This window comes from Dyadobacter sp. (assembly GCF_039919315.1).
In the GTDB taxonomy this organism is placed as follows: Bacteria; Bacteroidota; Bacteroidia; order Cytophagales; family Spirosomataceae; genus Dyadobacter.
The window spans coordinates 110,184-134,464 of record NZ_JBDSFX010000081.1; the positions used below are offsets into that span (position 1 = coordinate 110,184).

The 24,281-nt window shown below is 45.2% G+C and carries 18 protein-coding genes; 6 read left to right on the top strand and 12 right to left on the bottom strand.

All coding sequences use genetic code 11. The features are described 5' to 3' along the window. Positions 1-21: 21 nt before the first annotated feature. From ABIO93_RS22280 to ABIO93_RS22290, 3 genes are all read right to left on the bottom strand, one after another. The gene (locus ABIO93_RS22280) at positions 22-1,101 is read right to left on the bottom strand and encodes a polysaccharide biosynthesis protein (protein ID WP_348071773.1); all 1,080 of its coding nucleotides are present in this window, start codon (positions 1,099-1,101) and stop codon (positions 22-24) included. A 421-nt stretch (positions 1,102-1,522) separates the two neighbouring features. Then, positions 1,523-1,942, bottom strand: coding sequence for a Dabb family protein (locus tag ABIO93_RS22285; RefSeq protein ID WP_348071775.1), 420 nt, complete (start codon positions 1,940-1,942; stop codon positions 1,523-1,525). A 93-nt stretch (positions 1,943-2,035) separates the two neighbouring features. Continuing rightward, a complete protein-coding gene (locus ABIO93_RS22290; protein ID WP_348071777.1) occupies positions 2,036-2,599 on the bottom strand; it encodes a DUF1697 domain-containing protein in 564 nt (187 codons plus the stop codon). Between the two features lie 102 nt (positions 2,600-2,701). Here ABIO93_RS22290 and ABIO93_RS22295 point away from each other — a divergent pair, with 102 nt between their 5' ends. Further along, positions 2,702-3,139: a cupin domain-containing protein gene (locus tag ABIO93_RS22295; RefSeq protein WP_348071779.1), complete on the top strand. Its 438-nt coding sequence runs from the start codon at positions 2,702-2,704 to the stop codon at positions 3,137-3,139. A 7-nt stretch (positions 3,140-3,146) separates the two neighbouring features. On the opposite strand, the gene ABIO93_RS22300 is transcribed toward ABIO93_RS22295, so the two are convergent. The 9 genes from ABIO93_RS22300 to ABIO93_RS22340 all read right to left on the bottom strand — a co-directional run bounded on the left by ABIO93_RS22300 (position 3,147) and on the right by ABIO93_RS22340 (position 18,314). Continuing rightward, a complete protein-coding gene (locus ABIO93_RS22300; protein ID WP_348071781.1) occupies positions 3,147-3,311 on the bottom strand; it encodes a hypothetical protein in 165 nt (54 codons plus the stop codon). A gap of 35 nt (positions 3,312-3,346) precedes the next feature. Next, the gene (locus ABIO93_RS22305; protein ID WP_348071783.1) at positions 3,347-3,829 is read right to left on the bottom strand and encodes a hypothetical protein; all 483 of its coding nucleotides are present in this window, start codon (positions 3,827-3,829) and stop codon (positions 3,347-3,349) included. Positions 3,830-3,917: 88 nt separating this feature from the next. Next, positions 3,918-4,946, bottom strand: coding sequence for a PmoA family protein (locus ABIO93_RS22310; protein ID WP_348071809.1), 1,029 nt, complete (start codon positions 4,944-4,946; stop codon positions 3,918-3,920). Positions 4,947-5,027: 81 nt separating this feature from the next. Next, complete coding sequence (locus ABIO93_RS22315) at positions 5,028-6,368, bottom strand: Gfo/Idh/MocA family oxidoreductase (protein ID WP_348071785.1); 1,341 nt, start codon at positions 6,366-6,368, stop codon at positions 5,028-5,030. Between the two features lie 122 nt (positions 6,369-6,490). Next, positions 6,491-7,858: a DUF1080 domain-containing protein gene (locus tag ABIO93_RS22320; protein ID WP_348071787.1), complete on the bottom strand. Its 1,368-nt coding sequence runs from the start codon at positions 7,856-7,858 to the stop codon at positions 6,491-6,493. A gap of 282 nt (positions 7,859-8,140) precedes the next feature. Further along, positions 8,141-9,973, bottom strand: a complete 1,833-nt coding sequence (locus tag ABIO93_RS22325; protein WP_348071789.1) for a RagB/SusD family nutrient uptake outer membrane protein — start codon at positions 9,971-9,973, stop codon at positions 8,141-8,143. Positions 9,974-9,999: 26 nt separating this feature from the next. Beyond that, positions 10,000-13,134 carry a TonB-dependent receptor gene (locus ABIO93_RS22330; RefSeq protein WP_348071791.1) on the bottom strand — a complete coding sequence of 1,045 codons (3,135 nt, stop codon included), beginning with the start codon at positions 13,132-13,134 and terminating at the stop codon, positions 10,000-10,002. A 317-nt stretch (positions 13,135-13,451) separates the two neighbouring features. Continuing rightward, a complete protein-coding gene (locus ABIO93_RS22335) occupies positions 13,452-15,131 on the bottom strand; it encodes a RagB/SusD family nutrient uptake outer membrane protein (protein ID WP_348071793.1) in 1,680 nt (559 codons plus the stop codon). 45 nt (positions 15,132-15,176) lie between these two features. Next, a complete protein-coding gene (locus tag ABIO93_RS22340; RefSeq protein WP_348071795.1) occupies positions 15,177-18,314 on the bottom strand; it encodes a TonB-dependent receptor in 3,138 nt (1,045 codons plus the stop codon). Between the two features lie 633 nt (positions 18,315-18,947). On the opposite strand from ABIO93_RS22340, the gene ABIO93_RS22345 reads away from it, so the two are divergent. From ABIO93_RS22345 to ABIO93_RS22365, 5 genes are all read left to right on the top strand, one after another. Beyond that, positions 18,948-19,271: a hypothetical protein gene (locus ABIO93_RS22345; protein ID WP_348071797.1), complete on the top strand. Its 324-nt coding sequence runs from the start codon at positions 18,948-18,950 to the stop codon at positions 19,269-19,271. 244 nt (positions 19,272-19,515) lie between these two features. Further along, positions 19,516-22,689, top strand: a complete 3,174-nt coding sequence (locus tag ABIO93_RS22350; protein ID WP_348071799.1) for a glycoside hydrolase family 9 protein — start codon at positions 19,516-19,518, stop codon at positions 22,687-22,689. A gap of 38 nt (positions 22,690-22,727) precedes the next feature. Next, positions 22,728-23,399 (top strand): RNA polymerase sigma-70 factor, encoded by a 672-nt coding sequence (locus ABIO93_RS22355; protein WP_348071801.1) that lies wholly within the window; start codon positions 22,728-22,730, stop codon positions 23,397-23,399. Positions 23,400-23,475: 76 nt separating this feature from the next. Further along, positions 23,476-23,868 (top strand): hypothetical protein, encoded by a 393-nt coding sequence (locus ABIO93_RS22360; RefSeq protein WP_348071803.1) that lies wholly within the window; start codon positions 23,476-23,478, stop codon positions 23,866-23,868. Between the two features lie 43 nt (positions 23,869-23,911). Next, the coding region (locus tag ABIO93_RS22365) for a hypothetical protein (RefSeq protein WP_348071805.1) at positions 23,912-24,281 on the top strand (370 nt) is incomplete at its 3' end.

Consider the following 24,281-nt stretch of genomic DNA (forward strand, 5'->3'; position numbering starts at 1 on the left):
GGTTACATGGAGTAGGTTCAATTATAAGAATGTATCGGACGTATGGTGTTTGCTGTCGGTACTGCGAAGGAGTGGCTTTCCAAAACTATGATCGGGAGCCAGCCCAAAACCGAGGTGCGCATACTTGTGGGCTAGTTTGCAGATCTCCTCTGCTTGCCGCATGGATGGGTTTCCAATCGAGAAATCGGTCGGATAATCGTCCAGAGCCAACAGCAAAGTCTCGGCGAGGCAGGCGAAAGAAATACCTTCCGGTAAACCAAAACGTCCGATCGTGTTGGTTTTCAGATGTGTGATCGCAGTCAGGCCTCCATCGATGATCGTCACATCGGGTCGCTCTTCGCGTAATGCTGCGCCAGTATTACGTGGCTGGGTTGCATCGAGAATAATGGCGTTGGGTTTCAAATGACAGGCTTGGATGACGCTATCAGGTGAACTTGTTACCAGCACCACGATGTCTGCCTGCGCTACATCTTCCAAATCGGTCGATACCACAACCACTACATTTTTGCTTTCGAGGGCCATGTCGTCGGCCAGTTTGTTCATGCGCCGGTCATTGCGTGCTATCAGCAGATACTGTGCGGTTGGGTTGTACTTCGCCAGCATCTTGCACACCAGCGATCCCACGCTTCCGGTAGCGCCCACCACTGCGATCACAGGCCTGCACGAGGGAAAACGCTGGATCAGCTGTACGATTTTTGCATGGAGTATCACGGCAGTGTAAGCATTGCCGTTGGTAATAGCGATATGCGGGTTCCCTGAAACCAGCTTTCCTCCCAGCGTAATAGTGGAAGTGAGTGCGCCCAGCCCCATGATCCTGGCACCTTTGTCAGCGGCCAGCTTCGCAGCTTTTTTGATCATGACATTCATTTGTTTAGGCTGCTCAATAACCTGCCTGCCCGAATACGGCAGCATGATGATGAAACCCTCAGGTTCAGTAGCACCGGGCGTCAGGGTTACCGCACTCCAAATGATCGGAGGAAGAGGGCGTCTATTTAAAATAAACCTGTAAAATGTTTCCGGGAGCCAGCCCAATGGTTTTGCCATAACACCCAAATCGGCACGGTAGTCGCGTAAATGCACTAAAAAAGCGAATTTATGCATGACGCTGTACATTAGGTGAAATGGTTTCGATACCGCGGGCTGAGCTTGCCCAACCACTACGAATTAACTTTACACGATCAAAGCCCAAGGCCTTATTTACCTGATACTTCATAGAGATTCAAAGATGATAACATGTCAGATGTCCTTTTCAGGGCATCTAAATTAGAGCTATACCCTTTACGTTTCTCGAAAAGTGAGGGAATGGTATGTAAAGATTAACAAAAGGTACGGATCGGGAACTGGCCCGAAATAGCAGCATGCTACTAATTCAAAATACTGAAAGATAGGCATTTAAATACTTCCATAGCAAACCGTAAACTCATTACATGTAGGTGGGGCGCCATCACCTAAGTAACGCCGGTAACTTGCGAGAAATAACTAGCTGAGGTGGCTAGCTACTTCGAATTTGGGTGTTTGGTGACTAGCTTACTTTTTTGGGTCCGACGGAGTCGTAAACAACCACTTTCTCCCAAAGACTTGAATATTCTTTAATAAAATCCAGGTGGATTGGATGTGTCTGGTAGATTTCCTCTTCAATGATGTTTGCGAAAAAGCACATCCATGAAAATGTATAATCTCTTACGATCACTGGTCTGCTGGTTTCAGCAGGCCTGCCGATATGCACATACTGGATTGAGGGAACCTTAGCGAGCTTATGGAGGCCTTCCAGCAACTTAGCTTCATGCTGGGCATTATTGGGCTCTTTCAGGTAAAAATAGACATGGTGAATAAAAAGCTCCTTTACTCTTTCCGGTTCGGCTGAGAGGGGGGAAACTACGGTGGAGGCAATAGCCGCCAGCCCGGTGTTTTGCAGAAATTTGCGTCTTGATTTATCTTCCATACGATCAGGCGAATACAATTATTGATGGCTTAAAACCCGCAGATTAAAAGCATTGCCGCCAAGAATACAATTTCTTTGTTCATTTTCAAAGCGTCATATCATTCCTGCCAGCTCTTCCCCCAGTCTTACCAGCTCGTTAACTGTCTTCCAGTTTCTGGTAGTTGCGTCAAGTTTAAGCTTGCTTTCGAAAAAATTGTTGTTCAGTTTCGTTTTGCCGTAGCCATTCGGGCAAAATAGATAAAGTGATTTTTCATCCGGAATAAATTCATCCGGCAGGTATTTATCCGTTTCTATTCTTCCAAGCTTCTCTTTGTCAGGCTTTTGCGCGAGGAATGTTACATGCAGTTTGGTAACGTCCTCCTGGCGGCTTTTCAGGAAAGGATTGCTTTGCTGGACTTTCCTCAGATCCTCCAATTCCAGCACGATCACCGGCACATCCGAGCCAGTACTCTTTTTGACTTCTTCCCGGATATGTTGGGCAAGCTCTTCCCTACCTGACTCTTTGTGATTAAAAAGCACATTTCCACTCTGGATATATGTTCTGACATTTTCATAGCCCGCGGTTTCGAATATTTTCTGTAAAACCGGCATTTTGATCATGTTACTGGCGCTGACATTGATTCCACGCAACATGGCGATGTACGTTTTCTTTTTCATTCTATTTCAATGTTGTGAATAAGTATTCGGTACTGGTGTTGGTTGTAAAGGTAAACCGATAGCAATGCCGTCTTTATTGTAAATAACTCATTCACAATCCTTATGATCACCAAAAGAGATCTTATCGTGGCAGGTATGACGGCTTGTTTTACGTTAACCTGTATTTTTGCCAATTCCAAGACGGACGTCCTCGACTCTTCCATTTTCGACTGGAATGATGTGACTGTCAAAAATACAAAAACAGGCTCTGTGAGGACATTTTTCAGGTCAAAAACAGCAACATTGGATGAACTGGAATGTCACGTAACGACATTAAATCCGGGGGAGACTTCGCATCCTCCTCACAAACATCCTGAGGAAGAAATACTGGTTATCAAAGAAGGAACTGTGGAGGCTTTGGTGAATGGTCAAATGAAACGCGTGGGGCCTGGTTCAGTTATATTTCAGGCATCCAATCAAATGCATTCGATCCGCAATGTAGGAACAACGCCGACGACTTATCACGTATTCAGCTGGCATTCACCTGGGACGATGAAATGATAGGCGATTACTCTTGCGTGTCTTTCCTTAGCAACTCAACGGGAACAGGACTTGCCTTTAAAATGGATCTCATCTTGTTCAACTTTTGCTCCTGAAAAGAAATACGGCTGTTAGACCCGGTTTCGGTCGTAGCTGCTTTTTTGTGTTTAATTTCAATTGTTGAAGTTGACATAACATTACAGTTTTGAATATATTCGAAGTTAGTAATCATTTGAGATAAATCAAAAATCCGTCGTAGTTAATCCCTTTTTGGAAAACATACCATTCCCCTTCACTTCCAGTCGTTTCGACATCGTCACCTGTCCGAATCACCTTATTTGCAACGAAACCCAACACCTGGTGCCGCTCTCTAATGTATTCCAAATTCTGGTTTATACCCATTTGATACTTACGTGTTCTGGCTGCTGAACTTCCGGTGGCAAAGACATATAACCTTGGATTACTCATAAGAAAGTCTATTGTCAGCTGACCTACTGTTGTTAAAAGTCGATCCATATCTCCATTTCGAATTTCCACAAGGTCATCGATCTCTCCGAGTTCCTGGTTCCAAACTCCAAAGCAAAGATTGCAAAATTGATTTTTATCGAACGTAAAAATGATTCTAAGCACGATTTTTCCGCGCGGGCCCTCACTGAAAAATTGGTAGCTCACGGCATCCAATCTCTTAACTTCATACTTTTCTATATTCATTCAAATCAACGTGTGTGAGAATTCCCCCAATATAAAAAAATAGCCCCGGAGATTCCGAGGCTATTGATCAAATGGCTTCTGCTACTTTTCAATAGGTAGTCTTGCCGTAGGATGCTGCCAGATCATTCAATGCTGCGTCTTTTAAATGTTCCGAAGCGATTACTAATCGGTAACGGAAAGTGGTTGATTCCCCTTTTTTCAGTTTGAAATTAAGCGTCTCTTTTCCATCGCTCAGCGCTTTCATTCCCAGCGGATTCACTGCAAACAGACCATAACCTCTTGCATGCCAGTAGGCTGGGTAACCAACATTTTTAGGGTGGTCAATCATCGCCACGCTGATGTTTTCATCTTTGATCTTTCCGGTAAGATTACACCAGATAGCGCGCTTACCCCACACAGCTTCACCTTCTACACCATTGCTATTACGGTAGTTTCCGGTAATTCCTTCATTGTTCAATGCAGGAACCTTGGTCGCAATACCAGCAGCATCAGTGAAAATCTCAGGCTTGTTGGATGGTAATTCCAATTCCCTCGCCACGCGGATCGCAAACATTCCGTCCTTTACATCAGGCATTGCCACTTCGTCCATCACAGCGGTCAAAGTCGTGGAGCGGTCAATGATGCGGGTATCGCCTTTTCCACTGAAAACGTAAGTAGTGGTTTCCTTCAAAGTCAGCTTGCCGTCCTTGTCCACCCAGTCAGCTGTTACTTTGAGTTCGCCTTTGTCTTTGCCACCTTTGGCAGAGGTAATGCCGGTATGAATGATCGTTCCATAGGCACGCTTGGCATGATCCACTGCATCTGAATTGTTCCAGTAGTCATTACCGTTCACATCTTCATAATTCAGCCAGATACCCACGTGGTGCGGGTGGTCCACACGCTCGCCCGGACGAGGATCCAAAGGCCAGCCACGCGTGATAACTGTGCCTCTGGCCGTCTGTACGGGGTATAAAACTGCCTTTTTAAGTGTTTTTTCTCCCGGGTAAAAATAAGATGTAAAAGGTTTTCCGTCGATCTTAACTTCTACCTTTTTCTCTTTTTCATTATTGACCAAATCAACTTTCTGCGCATTGACCAGGCTTGTCAAGGCTGCCAGCGAAAAAGTAGCGAGCGCTATGCCGGTATTTTTAAAATTCACTGTGATCTAATGGTTTAATGTTTTTTAATTGAGATTGCAGGCCAGAGGCCTGCATCTTCGTCAGCTCAAAACGATTTCCTTTTTCTTAGGATCCCAGTTTACTCTTTTACCAGTATGCAGAGCCTGAGTCGCCATAATGTTAGCCACGGAGTGGTTAAACCCAACTCTCGCAGGTGCATTGGATTCCTTACGGCTACGGATACAATCCATCCAGTTGCGCATGTGCAGGGAAGTCATCGGATCGGATCCTGTATTAGCATCCGTTGCGATTTTGTCACCTGCTTTCAATGACATTTCAGGAAGCAGATTAGCCTGCAGACCCATTGATTTCGCATCTTTTGCCTGCAAACCGCCTTCCGAAGTGATCTTGTTGGTATCCAGGTTGATCATACCACCATTGGAATAGTAGTACTCTTTCACACCACCTGCTTCATTATTGAAACGGGAAGAATAAATCACCTGAAAGCCTTTGCTCTTATCATCCACAGGACCATATTCAAAAGCCGCGCTGAAAGTATCTACATTGGTTCGACCGTCTTTCCAGGTATAGATCCCCCCATTGGCAACCACATTACGCGGTGCATCCAGGCCTGAGAACCAGTGAACTGTGTCGATCTGGTGAGCCATCCATTGTCCCGGTATACCCGATGAGTATGGATAGAACAGACGGAATTCGAGGTAGAAACGTGGGTTCCAGGCTACTTTCGGACGGTTCATCAGGAAGCGGTCCCAGTCAGTATCTTCTTTTCTGATCTGCGACACGAGTTCTTTACGTCTCCACCGTCCGGGCTGGTTTACATTCCACGTCATTTCAACGGTAGTAATGTCGCCGAATTTACCAGACTTAATATATTCATAAGCAGCATGATAATTAGGTGCGCTACGGCGCTGCGAGCCTACTTGAACAATTTGTTTAGAGCTCTCAACGGCTTTCAAAGCTATTTTTGCGTCTTCTATTGTTTCTGCAAATGGCTTTTCCACATATACATCACGACCAGACTTCACAGCTTCTGCACAATGTAATGCATGCTGAAAATCGGCTGTACTGATGATTACCGCATCTACATCTTTGCGGGCCAGCAGCTCTTCATTATTTCTTGCTTTTATAAATTCGCCCGAAGCATAAGGTTTCCCTTTCATGAATGCCTCTGCTTCATCGCGACGACGGTTCCAGATATCGGATACGCCCATAAATTCAAAATTCATCTCCTTGGCATGCTCAGAAAAACTGGGAGCCAATGAACTGCGGAAACGGTCGGAAAAACCGATGATACCTACCCGTACACGGTCATTCGCGCCCAGGATACGACGGTAACTTGCAGCTGAGAAAGCATTGGAACCAACGGCTATCCCGGCAGAAGCCAAGGCCGTATTTTTTAAAAAATCCCTCCTACTGGTCATGATATAATTAGTATAAAAGTTAATTTTTTGAATTTCAATACCCGGTTATGGCGGGCAATCAGTTGTAAATAACCAATGCGCATCGATCTACTGTAAAAAAAGACCTTTTTTCGGCCTTATGTTTACCTAATCTCCTTCACCTTCAAACTTCTGAAAGAGACATTGTCGCCATGATCCTGCAAAAGCAGATTTCCTTGTTTCGAAAGACCAAAACCTTCAAATTTTTGAAATTTAGATCCCGCTACCAGTTCTTTGAATTCGGGTGAGCCACGCACATATTCCACCACTTTATAACCATTCAGGAAATGCTGTACCGTTCCATCTTTTTGTACAACGATCCTGCCCTGGTTCCATTCACCGATTTTCTTAACAGCATTTTTCGGGCGGTCTGCGGGGATGACGTCATAAAAGGAAGCAATGGTACGGTTACCATTCTTACCCAATTTCGCGTCAGGGTGCTTTTCATCATCCAACACCTGATACTCGCAGCCGATTCCTGACTTTCCGCCGGAAGCGAACTTCTGATCTACAAAATACTTAACACCGCTGTTAGCGCCTTCAGTAAGTTTGAAATCAAATTCGAATTCAAATGCAGGACCGTAAAGCTTGCGGGTAACGATGTCATTCCCAGTTTCCGAACCGTCTGATTTGGAAATAGTAATGGTACCATCATTATAATTCCAGCGTTTCGACGGAAAATCAGTACCGCCGTAAGAGCGCCACTGATCTGCTGATTTACCATCATATAAAAGCGACCAGCCTTGCGATTTTTCAGCAGTTGTAATCGAATTCGGGATCAGGTTCACGATACGGATATTGGCGGCCGGGCTTGGTTTAAGATTAGTTGTTTTAATGCGCACATTTTTCCAGCTTACCTGCGTTCCTTCCAGGTCTTTGTTGCCAATCGCATGCACCTGCAAACAAATGAATCCGCTCAGCGTCATATCATCGATCACATGTGCTACCGGCACGCCATTCAGGAAAGTACGGATTGAACTTCCGATGGCTTCAATGCGGTATTTGTTCCATTGATCTTTTTTAAATGCTTTTTTACCTTCCGGGTTCAGGTCCAGCGGGTATAACCATCCTCTACGTGCTTCGTCATAAATACCCGCGGAATAGGCACGGTCACTCGGATCAATTTCTACCTGATAACCATGCACACGACCATTCTGATAGTCTGGCTTGGAAAGACTTCTGATCTGAATGCCGGAATTGAGCTTATTATCGACTTTTACATCACATTCAAAAATAAAGTCGCCATAATCCTTTTCAGTTGTCAGAAATGAATTGGGAGTTCCCATCACCGATGTTCCAACTATAGCACCGTCTTTCACTTCGTAAGTTGCTTTTCCGTTCAGTTGTTTCCAACCGGTGAGATCTTTTCCGTTGAATAGGTCCTGCCAGCCGTCTTTTGTTTTCTGCGCATTAGCCTGGCAGAGCGTTATGCCTAATAACAAAATGGCCAGCGGTAATCTGTATTTTTTCATTGTATTAAAACTGAAAATTAGAAAATGAACGATTCGAATGTGGGAATAATGGTCTCCTGTTTGACTATCATTGTTATAACGATTTATTGATATGGATACCCTTACAAATGCCTTTTGTACTAGTAGGATTTATCGGTATTGTTACAGTCGCCTTGGTCAATTAAAGATCCTAAGTCATGCGATACTATGAATAACGTTAATGTCTTGACCTGACGCGGCTTTTTAATAAAAGCAGAAAAGCCACTGAATCTCAGGGCTTTTCTGCTTTTATTAAAAATAATTTTATTCCGGAATCGAAGTCAGCGGAGGAATATTCCTTTCGTAGCCCGAATATCCTTTATTCTGGTTGATAATCCCTTTGCTATTTCCCTGGATTGTAGGTGAAGGGATCGGCCACAACACATGATAAGGGCTGATCAGGTACTCGTCTCCGTGACGGGTTTTTACACCTTTATTGTAGAAATTACTTTTTTCCATAATCCGGTCATAAAAGAAGTTTTCGTCCGAGAAATTGGTCAGGCTATATGTTTTACCATTATAAGCAGGCTTGCCCGTCATCGCCAAAATGTACGAAATGCGTGTCAGCTCGGTTTTGCGTGGTTCTTCATAGTAGAGCTCTCTCGCACGTTCATCGAGTATGGTGCCGATATTAATCTTCCCGGCGGCAATCGGTGCCGCGCCGGCACGTTCGCGTACTACATTCAGATCTTTGGCAGCATTGGCCAAGTCACCTTTCCAAAAATAGGCCTCAGCACGTAACAAATGTGTTTCCGCTAACCTAAATACGTACCAATCCGTGTGGCCGCCTGCCGCCTGTACACGCTCCGGATCCGGGACAAACAGTTTATAATGTGGCCAGTCAAACCAGCACCGGATCGTGTCGATCGTCAGCAATGCGCCCGCATCTGTCCGTAAACGCAGGTTTTTTCCATAGAATGTATCTTTTCCTTTAAGGGACGGATTGTTATAGATCAAATCCTGCATCCGCATCCAGTTTCCTGGTGCATGGCGAAGGTCGTTTTTATCATCCCAAACACTGTGAGTCGAATACCAGGTAGGTCGCAGCCTTCCGATACCCCGGCCAAATTTGTTCACCTGATCAATTTCAATGTTATAGGTATCGATCGTCCCGCGATTTCCGGCCGGCGTATTGATGTTATTGTGCCAGAACGGGACCGCATTACGCATACTCTGCGTACCGCCTTCAAAGTTTCCATCGATCAGGAGGCGGTCGATCACGAGCATTAATGCCTCAGTGTTGGTAGCAAGTGCCTTGTTTTCAGGACGGTGCAGATCCCAGATTACATTGCGGGTCGCATCGCTCTGGCTTACGCCAAAACGCGTCGTCATCAGCTTATGTGTACCTCCGTCAATCACATTGTTTGCCGATTTAATTGCGTCGTCGAAAAGGCCGAGTGAAAGATTGATCTTGGTTAACAAATGGCTCACTGCGCCTCTGTTGACGGTACCCTTATCTGTACTTACAGGCACCCATTTTTCAGCATATTCCAGGTCTTCCTTCATTTTTTGAAGAATTACCTCTCTTTTGGTTGAAACAAAATCAAGCTTGGGTTCCACTACCTCGTCCAGGATCAGCGGAATGTCACCGAACTGGTGCACAAGACGGTAGTAGCGGAATGCGCGGTGAAAATAGGCCGCTCCGAGGATCTCATTTCTTTCCTGCTCACTGGTATATTTAGGCTGATCGATCCGTGAAATCGCCACGTTTGCGTACTTGATGCCTTTATACCCTTCGAGCCAGTACCAACCGATTTTGTTGTAGTCGGTACTGTTCAATTGCGCATCCGGCGTGATCTGCAAATTCATATTCTGCGCAGGCCCCGACTTGTCGGTAGTTCCTTCCACAGCTATGTCCGAGAATATACTTTCGGTGATAATCGGCGGATTGTCACCATACCATTCGTAACGCATGTTCCGCTCGCAGGCAATGAGTGTCGCCCGCAAACCATTGGGGTCATTGAATGTATTTTCAGGCGCAAAAAACGATAATGGTTTCGGTTCCAGTCTGGATTTATCGCAGCCCGCCAAGATCAGAAAAAGTGCCGAAACACTCCACATTCCCTGGTTTTTTAAGTTTCTATATGTGAATTTCATAATTTTAGTCGCTTCATTTTAATGGATTACAAAGTAATGTCGACACCGAGTGTGAGAATGCGCGGAGTAGGAACGTTGTTACCGTCATCGTCAGGCTCAGCATCCCAGTAGTCCCAGTTCGGAGCATAATAACCCAGATTTTTGGCCGAGAAAAAGAATTTCAAATTCTGCACATTCACCTTCTGAACCAGCTTTTTTGGAAGTGAGTAACCGAGCGAAATGTTGTCCAGCCTGATAAAAGATCTGTCTCTGTACACGCTGAAACCTGTGGCACCGCCCTCGCTTGAATAGAGGCGCGCCCAGTCGTTCGAACGATTTTCTTCGGTCCAGTAAGGGAAATTGTACGAGCTGGTACGGTCCAGGAAACCGTCCCTGTTTTTCATTTGGTTAAATGCCGCTTTGTGTCCCCAGTAAGAATAAAGCGCGATACCGACATCCAGTGTTTTGAACAGCTTGAAATCATTTCTGAATGTCCATCTGAAACGTGGGTTGGTATATCCCTGGAATTCTTTATCCGCATTGGTATACTTTCCATCGCCGTCCACATCCTTGATCTTGAAATCGCCTGGCTTCACGCCGTACTTGGCGGCGGCATCCTTTTCTTCCGTCTGCCAAACGCCGTCCACTTTGAAATTCCAGATCTCATCGAGCGCGTGCCCGATGAAGCGTCTGTTGGCAACGTCATCCTTTTCTTTTCCGTTTTCATCCAAATCACCGTAAAGGCGCGCGATCTTATTTCGGTTCAACTGGAAGTTTAAGGTTGTTCTCCATGAAAAATTCTCCCGGTTCATATTCACTGAATTCAGGCTGAATTCTACGCCTCGGTTCTGTACCTCTCCAAGGTTATCCCAAACAGAGCTGAAACCCAGAATGTCGGGTAATGCACGCTGTACCAAAAGATCCGTGGTCGACGATCGGTAAACCTCGATCGAACCGTCCAGGACATTATTGAACAACCCGAAATCAAGACCAATGTTGAATGAGGCCGTACGTTCCCATTTCAGGTTTGCATTCTGCATCCGGTTCACATAAAGCTGATTAGCGAGATAAACCGTGCCATCTGGTCTTACGTGCAGGTATTTACCGGTGCTCAAATCGGAGATGGCATTGTATAAACCGATGTCCCGGTTACCATTACTACCCCAGGTAAAACGAAGCTTACCATAATTCATCCAGCTGCTCTCCCAGAATTTCTCATCCGTAAACACCCAACCCAATGCCGCAGAAGCAAATGTGGCGCGGGGATTGGACTGCCCAAATGCGGAGTAGCCATCACGGCGCGTCGATAAAGTAAGCATGTAGCGGTCTTTGAATGAGTAGAATACCCTCGCCATTAATGCGTCGCCGGTGCTGTATTCATCATAACTGGATACCGTCGGATTGATACCCGTTCCTATTCCGTGGTAGCCTAGTGCGTCTGTTGGTAGGAAACCTTTGTTGGTCATGGTGTTATCCCAGCGCTGGTATTTTTCCGCATTAGCCAACAAGGTCACGTCGAAGTTGTGCTGGCCGAATGTTTTGGTCCATTTTACAATGTTATCGACCTGCCAGTGAAACGTCTTGCGGTTTTGCCGACTCGAACTTCCTCCTGTAGCGGCCCACTCGGCATGCTTGGCAGACTCGTGGTTGTAGCGATCGTAATATTCGTACCGCGGCGTATAATTGATCCGGTACGTAATGCCAAATGGCAGATTAACTAACCCATAAAGCGTTGTATTTAAAGTCGTTGTTTTATATTTTCGGTCAATGAACTGGCGTGCGTAGTACGGGTGATTTCCGCCGCTGGCTTCATTATTAGGCCTCCATTTGTAGGTACCATCCTCATTGAACTCAGAACCCCATGGAGATAAAATCCGTGCAAGTCCATAGTCAACGGGCACCTGACTTTCATCTTTATCGGCAAACTGGATATTGGTACCAACGGATAAAAACTTGCTCACTTTTCCTTCGAGATTGACCCTTCCACGGACGGTACTGAACTTATCACCGGTAATGATACCGTTGTTGCTCAGGTAACCAAGTGACATGAAGTAGGAAATCGCTTCCTTTTTGCCCGAAAGACTGACCGTATGATCCTGTCTCACACCGGTTTGAAATACCTTTTTATACCAATCCACACTCTTTCCCGCTTTATAATTTTCAATTTCAATGGGTTGCATCCCCAGCCTTTGCAGCCAAACCGTGGTAGGATCGCCCGACGAACCATCATAGGCAAGCCACTGCTCTGTCGAAATATTCGAGGGCAGGTTTGCAGGATTGTCGAATTGAAAGGGTTGATATGTTGAGTTGATGTTCTTCATCACATCCCCGCGCCAGGTAACGAACTGGTCGGGACCCAGTACCGGTTGGTTTTTGGAAACATTGCCAATACCCACATTTGAATTGATATTGATAATCGTTTTGCCTTCTTTTCCTTTTTTGGTGGTGATCAGGATAACGCCACTCGCCGCTTTTGAACCGAATACCGCCGCCGAACTCGCATCTTTCAGCACGTCGATCGTCTCAATGTCATTCGGGTTTATATCCGAAAGTTCTCCATAATAAATCGCACCATCCAGAACGAGCAGCGGACTGGTAGCCGCATTGATCGAGTTTCTTCCGCGAACCAGCAAGCTTCCACCGCCTTTTGCAGACGGCGACATACCCACATTCAATCCGGCCACATTCCCGCGGAGAATGTCCTGCACTGAATTCGGGTTCTCATTTTCAAGTTTGGTGGTGTTAATCTGGGAAACAGCACCTGTAAGGTCTCTTTTCTTTTGGGTACCATAGCCGACTACGACCACTTCATCGAGTGTTTTTTGGTCAGACGACAGCGAAATGTCTAGCACACTTGCATTTCCGATCGGCTTTTCCTGCGTCAAATATCCGACTGCTGAAAAAACCAGAACCGCATTGTTGTTGGGGACATTGAGCTGGTATTTTCCGTCTACATCGGTGGTGGTTCCATTGCTTGTGCCTTTTAGCACCACGGTAACGCCCGGGATGGGCGAATTGTCTTCGGTAGACAAAATTCGGCCTGTTACCATTTTTTCGGCGGGCCGGGACATTTCAATGACTTTGGGAAAGGTGGTGCCTGAGCTCGGACTAGCGAAGCACGCTGATGTCAGCACTCCGATCATCGCCATTCTTAAAAGGTACCTGGTAGATCCTTTTTTCATGATAAGGTTAGGATTAAGATTGATTTAGGTGAGTAACATTATATCAATTTACCCAGACGCAGTAGTATCTTTCCTTCCCTTACACGAATAAATTCTAATTTTTTCTACAAATACTAACCTATGTCACCATACGTTAACACAAAATTATACTACACGCAGCGCATTACATAAATTAGTATTTCAGAATCAGGCGGTTACAAAAGCAGCAATGGAATTTATAAACTCATCAAACGCAACCAAAAAAAATCACGGATAAGGCGCTGAATCGGATGATCCAGTACCTTATCCGTGAAACGGACTCTCATGTTATTTACCTGTTAATACCCCGGATTTTGCGGGAAGCTTGAACTTCCGTCACCAGTTTTTTCACTTCTGTCAATCTGAGTCTGAGGAATCGGACGAAGTAAACTTGTTTCCTTCACATTTGCAGCAGCATCAGTATTGTACTTTTTAACACGGTCAACAAGATTACCCCAGCGCTTCAAATCCAGCCACCTGGTTTGCTCACCCAGCAACTCGCGACCGCGTTCCTCCATCAGGAACTCAAAGGTCATATCTGCTTCCTTAATTTCCATTGCGGCTTCCTTGCCGGCAAATGCTGCGCGACGGCGAACCATGTTGACGTTCTTGGTAGCATCAGCAGTTTTTTTCTGCATTAATTGTGCTTCTGCGAGCATCAGATAGGTATCTGCCAGACGGAATGCCAGATAGTCACGGCTACCAGCCTCGTAAGTCTTATCCGGACGAAGTGGGTCCATAAATTTAATGTTGGTAGGGAACAACGACAAGCTGTATAGGCTAGGTACTAATACCTGATAAGGTTTTGAAGCACGTTTTTCCAGTGACCATTCTACACCAGGCATATAGATTGTGGTGTCACCTGCCTTAAATGTTACCGATTTCTTGGAGTTGTCGAACACGTTAGTGAATGATCCGCCAGCAGTATTACAAAGCCAGGTATCCCTGAAAGTTTTCTTGTAACGAGAGTCATTCACGCGATCTTTGAAAACAACATCCAACGTGTATGGAGTTGGTTTCAGACGTTTGAAAGGACGGCCATACGCGATATCACGCTGCATTCCTGCCTGCACATCATATTGCATTCCAAACAAAAGATGCAGGTTATTGCCCGATCCGTTAGTTAATGCATCCGAAGTGTATTGCACTGAAAATACAACCTCATCATTGATTTCACCAGCGCCTTGTGAAAACACGCTTGCGAAGTCTGGCAGCAGCTTGAAACCGTAATTGTTGACAACATTCGCAGCATAAGTCTCCGCTTTGGCATAGTCATCAGCAGCTTTCGAAGAAGAAGTGGCTTTAGTAAGGTAAACCTTCGCCAGCAAATGCTCAGCAGCAGCCTTCGTAGCGCGGCCATAGTCCCCTGCTTTCGCTTTGTTCTCCAAGGCAGGCAATGCAGCTTCCAAATCGGCGATGATCGCCTTATACATGTCGTCGCTGGATGCTCTTGCTGTCTTTTTAGTTGGCAAAAGCGTTTCACTAAGTCTTAGATCTATCCCTCCAAATTGTTGGAAAAGAATAAAGTAATAATGGGCACGAAGGAATTTTATTTCCGCGATGCGCTGAGTTTTAATAGCATCGGTAACACCGGTAATGTTTGGAGCTCTATCAATCAATGCGTTGCAGGTATTGATGCCTTTGTAAAGCTCATCCCAAAGTTCCTGGATAATAACAACGGTACCGATCAACTGGGAATCGTAAAAATGGAAACCTTTATAGCTACCGTCGGCGCCAGCAGAATACAGGTCAGTTCCATATTCTGTCATGGACAAGCCGCGTTCTGTTCCGTAAAAGTTTCTCAGGGAAGAATAGGCTGCATTAACAGTCGAGTTGAAGCCCGCAGTGGTATTGAGATAGTCGTCACCAATGCTGGAAATTACTTTCTCGTCCAGAATGTCCTTGCACGATTGCCCTGCCAATAACATGACCGACACGCAGAGCACTGTGAACGATTTTTTTAATTCTAAATGTCTCATTGTAAAGCTATTTAATATTTTGAACTAACTTTTTTCGGCTGATTATCAAAACTTCACATTCAGACCAAAAGTCGAAACTCTCGTTGCAGGTGTTACGTCGTTGTTCACGTTTCCATCAGCTGATTCCGGGTCAATACCATTGTATTTAGAACGGTATTTAGAGAAAATAAACGGTTGTTGGATACTTGCGAAAAGTCGAAGTGACTCGATACCCAGTTTCTGAGTAAACTTCTGGGTGAAAGTGTAACCGAAGTTGATATTACGCACTTTAACAAATGAGCCATCAAAGTAAATAAATGAGGTATTGTATACCGGAAACTCCTGGTTAAAGTTAGGTCTTGGGAATTCATTGGTCGGATTGTTCGGAGTCCAGTAATCCACCTTGATCTGATTGTAACGTCCCTGCAAGGTTAAGCTATTCTGGTGGAACTTGCTGATGATCTTCTGTCCAACGCGTGCAAAGATGAAGAACGACAGATCAATACCCTTATAGCTGAAACGGTTGGTAATACCACCCTGCCATTTTGGAATATCAGATCCCAAGATAACCCGGTCAGCGGCTGTGATTTTTCCGTCGCTATTGGTATCCTGCAATTTCACCTGACCTACACTGAATCCGAATGATTTTGCAGCATCCGCTTCACTTGTCTGCCAGATACCCACTTTTTTGTAATCATAGAACGAGTTAAGTGGCTTACCAATGAACCATTTGTTCCCAGTATCATCCACTTTACCATTGTACAGCGAGACAATCGCCTCTGTATTTTTATAAAAAGTAAAGTCGGTAGTCCATTTGAAACCGCCTTTTGTACTAACGTTCACTGTGGATACACCGAGCTCAATACCTCTATTCCTCGTTTCACCTACGTTACGGGTAACTGCATTAAAACCGGTTGATGTAGGAAGCTGGTCTGAAAGCAACAAATCAGTTGTGTTTGTTTGATATACTTCCAGAGATCCTGAAACGCGTCCTGAAAAGAAGCTGAAATCAACCCCCAGGTTTTTGGATGCCGACGATTCCCATTTCAAATCTGGGTTACCAATTGTATTGGGACGATACCCATAGGCTGCTGCTGTACCGTATGCATAGGAAGTACGGCTTACCAATGCTTGTGTCTGGTAAGGCGATACACCCTGGTTACCTGTTTTACCATAGCTCGCGCGGATCTTTAATTGGTCCAGCCAAGAGACATTTTTCAAAAAGCCTTCATTATTGATATTCCACGCTACTGCAACCCCAGGGAAGGTACCATATTTGGTATTCTCCCCGAACCGGCTTGAACCGTCGCGGCGGGCTGTTATGGTTACCAAGTATTTGTCATTATAATCATAGTTCAAGCGCACCATGTAAGAGTTCAATGTCCATTGGATCAAATTACTTCCTACACCCAGCACAGTCGCTGCATTACCAAGATTCAGGTACTCCTGACCTTCCACGGGCACTCCCTGAACTGATACGTTATTAAATTCAAAATTGTCATGCTGGATGGACTGAACGGCTGTCACATTCAAATTATGAACATTATTGAATGTCTTGCCATAGGTAAGGATGTTCTCGAGCGTGTAGTTGAAACCAAACTGGCTGTTGGTTGCCGCAGTTGGATTACCACCTTTGATGTCGTTTGTTTGTGCACCGGTAAAACGGCCCGCACGAGAGATTGAAAAGTCAGGTCCGAAGTTGAAGCGATACTTTAAACCTTCCAGGATGTTGACCTCACCATATACACTGTTCAGTATACGATACTTTTTAGTTTGATCGATCTGCGCACCCTTCACAAGCTCAGCCATAGGGTTTGTCAGAAGGGCGTCACTGGTCTGGGCAAAAATTAGCTTACCATCGTCGTCGTATGCTTTTGCAAGCGGATTCTGACCCAATGTATACCCATAAGGGTTACGGTTGGCACCATTACGCACGCTGTACATGGTATATGAAGAAATACCTACCTTGATCCTCTTATTTATATTATGGTCTATATTGACACGTACCGAAGTGCGGGTAAAATCAAGACCTGGAATAACCCCTTTATCTTTGAAAAAACCTCCTGAGATGTAAAACTGTGTTTTCTCATTTCCTCCCTGCACGCCGATAGTATGATTCTGCTGGAATCCACGGCGGATCATCATTTCCTGATAGTCGGTCGTACGATTATTAGCGATACCATCGAGTTCAATGGGTTCGAACAATTTTGAATCCGCGTAGGTGTCGATTGCGCCTGTTGCCACAGGGTTTCCATTGGCATCCTTATATGTTCCCAATGTTCTTCTCGATTCCCTTTTCAATTCCGCATAACCCGCTCCGTCCAGCAGCTTAACTTTGTCAAGCGCGTCGGTTACACCCACATAGGTGTCGTAAGAAACAGTGGTTTTACCTTTTGCTGCGCCTCTCTTGGTAGTGATCAAGACTACTCCATTCGCACCCCTCGCTCCATAAATAGCAGTTGATGTGGCATCCTTCAGGATCTCCATGGAAGCGACGTCATTCGGGTTAAGATCTTCATAGCCACCTGAAACGAAGTCGAAAGGACGTGTTGCAGCGAGTTCGTTGCGGTCGCCGGATAACGGAATTCCATCGACTACGTAAAGCGGGTTATTGCCTGCATTGAATGACCGGCGTCCCCGAATGGTAATTTTTGGAACGGTACCAGGCTTGCTACCTGACTGAGCCACATCCACACCCGCCACACGGCCCTGCATCGCTTGCCCCACATTCGTAACAGGCATTTCACTGATCATCTTGGATGAGACGGACGAGATAGCGCCGGTCAGCTGACTTTTCTTTTGTGTACCGTAACCTACCACAACCACTTCGCTCAATGTTTTGAGATCGCCAACCAGGACGACATCAATCGTGCTCTTGGCACCTACTGTAATCTCCTGTGAGACAAAACCTACCGCTGAAAATACCAGTACTGCGTTATTATCAGGAACATCTACCTTAAAAGTCCCCTCCACATCCGTGTTTGTACCACTTCTGCTCCCTTTCACTACTACAGACACACCAGGGATTGGGGTGTTGTCTTCTGCGGCGGTGATCTTTCCTGAGATAGTCCTGTCTACTGTTGCCACCACGTTTGTCACGTGCTTACTTTCAGCCGAAGCTTCGATTGCAAGCCCTGTGACAATCACGCCCATCATGGTCCAACGCATGATGCATTGACCGACACTCGTAAAGTTTTTTTTCATACGCGTTAAAAGGTTACCATTAAATGTTCTTAAATATTAAATTCCAGACGACTTTTTCACCCGCAACCCCTACAAAATATTGATATATTTTCTATGAATAATTAACAGTGTTTTGGCGATAAGCCGCCAAAGCAGTCCGTTCCATGCCATTGAAAAAATGATAACTGATAGAGGAAAGAGGATGATTTTACGTGTGATTCCGCCATTGTACTATTTATTTGAATAATTCCAATAAGTAAATTATTTGTAGAGATAGTACCATTTAAAAATCGGTTTGAGAATAGAGATTCGGCGAGATAAACGGAAATTATTGGCTGAATTTATTTATGCAATCGATATCGGGAACGTTGCCAAGATATGCTTCATCAAATAAAATATTGTAAAATCTCCACACAATGCGGTATAAAAATGATTTCAGGAACGAGTCCAATTTTACAAAAATTTGGATTATATCAATATTGGCTAATATCCAAACAAGGAAAAAGGAGCGCAAAAGAGTAGTATCGCAGAGCGCAAACTAAGGGAAGTTAAGCCATGTTCTTAGCTATGGAAGCTTAATGACTACCAAACAGAAAATAAAATAAAAAAAAAAGAAAAGTGACCGACATAAGGATTAAAATGATGCTTTTAATCATGCCACTGTCAGGAGAAGAGCTTGACGCAAGATCATTGGATTCCCTATCCCCCCTAATTTCAAGCGTACTCCTGATCCTGCCCCATATAGAATTAACTTCCTGGCTGGACAGCATTTCAGGTTTCCATTCGGAGGCTGTCAAAACGAGTTCCCTCGCCCTATCCACAGTATCTTTCCTGGACGGATATTTGATTATCCAGTTCTCCCAAAAAGAACGAATGGGTGGATCATCCGGAAATCGCACCCACCTTATGAACAGGTTTTCCATCGCCAACTCCTCAGCCGATAACTCTGAAAACGGTTTCATTTTTTTAGCGCGTTAATATTACTGCCATACCTGAATTACCGGGACCACAATGAATCCGTATGTTAATTTTTGGTTAAGCTTTCTCTTAAAAAAGAATGCTTATTCCTGTTTATACTCACTATTCTACAAGGCTTGCCAGATAACATTTAAAGAGCTCCGACGACTTCTATTTTTCTCTTTTGACATTTTTTTCGGATCAAAGCATATATCAGGCTGACTGAAAATGTCTTCTCTCAAAATCACACTATCCAAGGAACATCATGAGAAAGACATTCCGATTGACGATTGCATTTTTGTATGGCTGGCTCACAGTTCATGCCCAGGACAAAATACTCTGGGACGGTGAACTTCCAAATCCAGCTACGTGTAACCACGCTTATGGCTCCATACTTTCAGGTCCCGATGCGCAAGCTGGCGGTTACTACTTCCGGGCCGAACCGGACAATGCTCACAATCCGCGGTTGGGCTTCAATTGCAGTGGTGCCTGGCGCTCGGATATTTCCGCATTTGATGAATTGCGGTTTTACATCAAGTCCAACCTGGCCGACCAAATGACCTCAGTTCGTTTCACTACTTATTTCGCAAAAAGTAATTGGGTGGATTTGACGCCATACATCCAGACAGGCGGACTGATCACTGATCTATATAAAGAAGTGAGGGTGCCGCTCAACCTATTCAAAACACCAGGCTACAATCTGAGTTCCGTCGAATACCTCGAATTCGGCACTTCTGCGGTCGCTCAGGTCCAGTTTTTTGTCGATAATATTAAGGTAGCAGATGGAAAATCACCCGTCATTGCTTTTGAACCCGTTTCAAGCCAGGTAGCTAAGTTGCACGTCAGCGAAAGATTTGACACAACAGGTTGTTACAACGTGCTCAATTACAGCGTTCAAAGTCAGACAGATGCAGATTACCAGAATCTTACCCATCCCACCAAAATTGGCAGGCATTCGCATGTGACTGCATTGACGCCTGGGTCAGGTACGCCGGTGATCCAATTCGAGCTCTTTCTGATTTTTGACAAACCATTAAAAAATGGCGTTAGTTATTCATTAAAGGTCAATGCCCTCAACGATCTGTCCAATAATAGCGCGACGTTGGATACCAGTTTCGTTTTTTCTGACCTTCTAATTGATGAAAATGTCAAAATTAATCAGGTAGGCTACCTGCCTGACAGCCCTAAGCTTGGTAAGCTGGGCAACTTCCTCGGTGACGCGTGGTTCATGCCGGTGGATACTGTAACCCCTCCTACTTTTCAGGTTCTCAATGAAGCGGATCAGGTGGTTCACAGCGGGAGCAGCATATTCCTGAAAAGTGACGCTTCATTCAGTGGTGAAAGGGTTTTTGAACTGGATTTCTCATCTTTCGCCACGCCTGGAAAGTATCATCTATATGTACCCGGCTACGGTCGCTCCAAAGAATTCAACATTGCCAGCGATGTATACAACCAGACCTATTTTCACACGGGGCGTGCATTGTTTTATCAAAGAACCGGAACATTAGAAGCGTCCCACGCGGGTACCTGGGCCAGGAGCGGCCTGCCCGATCCTACTGCTGAGATACATTCATCACACACCACCTCACCATTATACAGCGCGACCGACTATCCTCCCGGCACCAAAATCCCGATGGCCAAAGGCTGGCTCGACGCCGGTGATTATGGACGCTACGTGCCTACCGCAGCCAGCGCAATGTTTATTCTCTTCACCGCATTTGAATTATATCCTCAGAAATTCCCCGACAACCATCTCATCATTCCGGAAAGCGGCAATAATATCCCGGACCTGCTCGACGAGCTGAAATATGAAACCGATTGGCTGAAACAAATGCAGGCACCGGACGGCGGCGTTTATTTTCGGGTTACTCCGGCGACATGGTCCAGCGGTCTGCCGGGAGAAGAGAACAAAACGCTGTTTGTTTCCGAAAAAACGACCCAGTCTACCGCTATGTTCGCCGCGGCGATGGCAATGGCTTACCGGAGTTTTAAAAGCGTTTTTCCAGCGTACGCGGATTCGTGCCTGGACCGTGCGAAAAATGCCTGGCTCTTTTTACAGGGCCATCCACAACCCTCCGCCAATGTGAATGTGCCAGGCATTTCAGCAGGCCCATATCCCGACCCCGAGGATAGGGATAACCGCGCCTGGGCGGCTGCGGAATTATATAAATCAACCGGAGAAGCGATCTATAACACCGACTTTTTGAACTGGTACGGGCAGATCCCGCATCAGTTCCATGCTACCATGAGCTGGCAGCAGCACACCGTAAAAGCAGCCTGGGCGTATGCTACCACGCAGTTTCCAACCGATCCTACACCGGTCGATGAGTTCAAAAGCAAACTGAACACCGAGATCCTGGTCAATTATTTCAACCGCACGATGGTCACGCATGCCTACCACGGCGCCTACCATCCATTTAAAGGATTTGTCGGATATGGAACATTTGGAATGGCGCAGAGTTACGCATTCGACTACATTATGTTCAGCTATCTGCTCAACAAACCGGAATTATTAAACTACGCCAAAATCCAGTTAGACATTCCGCTCGGCAACAATCCATTATCCCAAAGCTTCATTACCGGTATTGGCAGCAAATCCCCTCATTTCCCATTGCATTGGTCCACCGTTCCGGGTAAGTTCGACCAGCCTGTTCCCGGAGTACCCATCTTCGGACCTGCCGCTTCCCTGGTGATGAACCGTCCCTCATCCTTCGCCATCCAGGACTCGGCCAACCTGTATCCTTATGGTTTTAAAAAAGAAGATCCCTACCCTGTTTTACGAAAATATACCGACGCCCGTGAAGCTGTGGAAATGTCGGAATTTACAGTTCAGGAAATAGCAGTGACAGCTGCCGCATTTGCATTTTTCAGTTCCGTAGTGAACCAGGCCCTACCTGTTCGTTTGGTCAGTTTTGAAGCAAAAACGAATCATTGCAATGTAGAACTGCGCTGGACCACCAGCGAGGAGATCGATGCTGACTATTTTTCAATTGAACGAAGTCAGGATGGTAAGACATTCCACGAAATAGGCCGCGAGCATGCATCAGGCAACTCGCGCACCAGTCAAACGTACTCTTTCACAGACTCTTTACCTGATCCAAAAGGTTACTACCGACTGAAAGAGGTTGATTTTGACGGAAAATCTGAGCTGACCCGAATTGTTTTTGCTGCCAGTCCATGTGCCGCGGTAAAGATTATAATCACCCAGCCTCAACGTAATTTCTTTCAACTGAATACGGAATCTGTAAAAAGCGGCTCAAACACATCATTGACAGCGCGCTTGTTCAACATCAAGGGAATGAAAAGTAAGGAATTTCCAGTTCATCCAAATTCAATCACCGACATGGATGGGGCCGGGCTGACACCGGGGGTCTACATCCTCAAAATTCACAATAAAAGGAACGAGGAAGTTTTTACCAGAAAATTGATCATCCTGTAATTTAATCCTCTGAAACATCAAGTTCGATAAATCACATCATGTATCAGTGTACTAAAATGGGCGGGACTTTTGAATTCGGGGTACATTTGCAAACACACACTATATCGGATCACGTCTTGCAAAATAACCCGGATTTCGACGAGAAAGAGCTTCTGGCGTTGCTTGTTACAAGCAGCCGGCCTGCTTTCAAGCAGCTCTACCTAGCATACTACCGTAAAATATATGCTTACGCATTAAAATTCACCAAATCTACTTTTCTGGCCGAGGACATTGCTCAGGATGTGTTTCTTAAAATCTGGGAGAATCGGGAAAGCTTGAAAGATGTAAAATTCTTCAGAGGCTACTTGTTTACGACCTGCAAAAATAGGGTTCTCACCATGCTTTCCAGAGCGGCGCATGAGGTAAAGATCAGAGACCTTATCGTAGCCGGCACCGCGCAATTTCACTCAGATACAGAATTTAAAATTCAGAATGAAGAATACGAACGGCTTCTGAACCAGGCGATCGAGCGTCTTCCACCACAACGCAAATTGATCTTTAAGCTCTGTAAGATAGAAGGGAAATGCTACGATGAAGTGGCTGCGCAACTTGGGATCAGTGCAGGAACCGTCAATGACCACATTGTAAAAGCTACCAGGGCCATCCGCGAATATCTCAAACGTTACAATATCTTACTAATGCACTTATTCCTGTTTTGTTTTTTCAAATAAAATCAGAAACAGAGCATATGATGCCCCTTGGATGTCAGTCTTCGTATTAAAACACCTTTAACTAATACTTCCTACAATGAAAATCGACAAATTAATGCTCACATCATGTGCTCTGATCGCTTTGTTTGCGTCCTGCAAAGAAGATCCGCTTGATTCTCCTTTTATAACAATCAGCACTCCTACTATCAATCAGACAATAGAAAGCAAAGACAGTGTGAGGATAAGCGCCATTATTGAGCCGAGAAACACCTCTGTTTTGGAGTATACAGTTTCTGTTAAAGGCGCAAAAAACGCCTCAATCTACGAAAGTCATAGGAGCTGTGATTGTGGCGGAATCAATGTTGTCAACATTCAGAGATCCTTCGTTTATGATCCAAAGAAAACAACTGATCTTATTTTAGAAATACGTGCCAAACTTGAAAGCGGCGCTGAGATTCGAGAAACCGTTTCTTTTACTCTTACAAAGTAATTCGGGTCAAGATTAAGAGTATAAAAACACATCCTCGATCAAAGTGAAAGAAGAATCTGTAAAACAACTATTTCGGCGGTTTGCGCTTGATGAATGTGGGCCAGGGGAAACATTGGAGGTAATCGAAATACTGCAACATCAGGATGCTATCAGCTGGTTTGGCGAGATGATGGACGAAATGCAGGAAATCGGAACTGAAAAAAGCGATCATGTTACGGAGCAGTACGTACAACAATGCTACAATGCATTGGAAAGCAAATTAGCCCCGCCCGTTTACCAGGCCAAATTCCGAAAGTTGTGGTGGAGCAGCATCAGAGGAATCGCGGCTTCGGTAGCAGTCGTTCTGGTCCTGACCGCTGCTGCCATTTACTTTTTCAGACAAAACATAACGGTGACACAGAAAACGGGTTTTG

Bases quoted from the DNA above. Each gene is read 5' to 3' on its own strand.
- ABIO93_RS22340 (WP_348071795.1), bottom strand. From the start codon at position 18,314: ATGAAAAAAAACTTTACGAGTGTCGGTCAATGCATCATGCGTTGGACC.
- ABIO93_RS22315 (WP_348071785.1), bottom strand. From the start codon at position 6,368: ATGACCAGTAGGAGGGATTTTTTAAAAAATACGGCCTTGGCTTCTGCC.
- ABIO93_RS22355 (WP_348071801.1), top strand. From the start codon at position 22,728: ATGTATCAGTGTACTAAAATGGGCGGGACTTTTGAATTCGGGGTACAT.
- ABIO93_RS22305 (WP_348071783.1), bottom strand. From the start codon at position 3,829: ATGAATATAGAAAAGTATGAAGTTAAGAGATTGGATGCCGTGAGCTAC.
- ABIO93_RS22330 (WP_348071791.1), bottom strand. From the start codon at position 13,134: ATGAAAAAAGGATCTACCAGGTACCTTTTAAGAATGGCGATGATCGGA.
- ABIO93_RS22325 (WP_348071789.1), bottom strand. From the start codon at position 9,973: ATGAAATTCACATATAGAAACTTAAAAAACCAGGGAATGTGGAGTGTT.
- ABIO93_RS22300 (WP_348071781.1), bottom strand. From the start codon at position 3,311: ATGTCAACTTCAACAATTGAAATTAAACACAAAAAAGCAGCTACGACC.
- ABIO93_RS22335 (WP_348071793.1), bottom strand. From the start codon at position 15,131: ATGAGACATTTAGAATTAAAAAAATCGTTCACAGTGCTCTGCGTGTCG.
- ABIO93_RS22320 (WP_348071787.1), bottom strand. From the start codon at position 7,858: ATGAAAAAATACAGATTACCGCTGGCCATTTTGTTATTAGGCATAACG.
- ABIO93_RS22350 (WP_348071799.1), top strand. From the start codon at position 19,516: ATGAGAAAGACATTCCGATTGACGATTGCATTTTTGTATGGCTGGCTC.
- ABIO93_RS22295 (WP_348071779.1), top strand. From the start codon at position 2,702: ATGATCACCAAAAGAGATCTTATCGTGGCAGGTATGACGGCTTGTTTT.
- ABIO93_RS22285 (WP_348071775.1), bottom strand. From the start codon at position 1,942: ATGGAAGATAAATCAAGACGCAAATTTCTGCAAAACACCGGGCTGGCG.
- ABIO93_RS22360 (WP_348071803.1), top strand. From the start codon at position 23,476: ATGAAAATCGACAAATTAATGCTCACATCATGTGCTCTGATCGCTTTG.
- ABIO93_RS22290 (WP_348071777.1), bottom strand. From the start codon at position 2,599: ATGAAAAAGAAAACGTACATCGCCATGTTGCGTGGAATCAATGTCAGC.
- ABIO93_RS22345 (WP_348071797.1), top strand. From the start codon at position 18,948: ATGCCACTGTCAGGAGAAGAGCTTGACGCAAGATCATTGGATTCCCTA.
- ABIO93_RS22280 (WP_348071773.1), bottom strand. From the start codon at position 1,101: ATGCATAAATTCGCTTTTTTAGTGCATTTACGCGACTACCGTGCCGAT.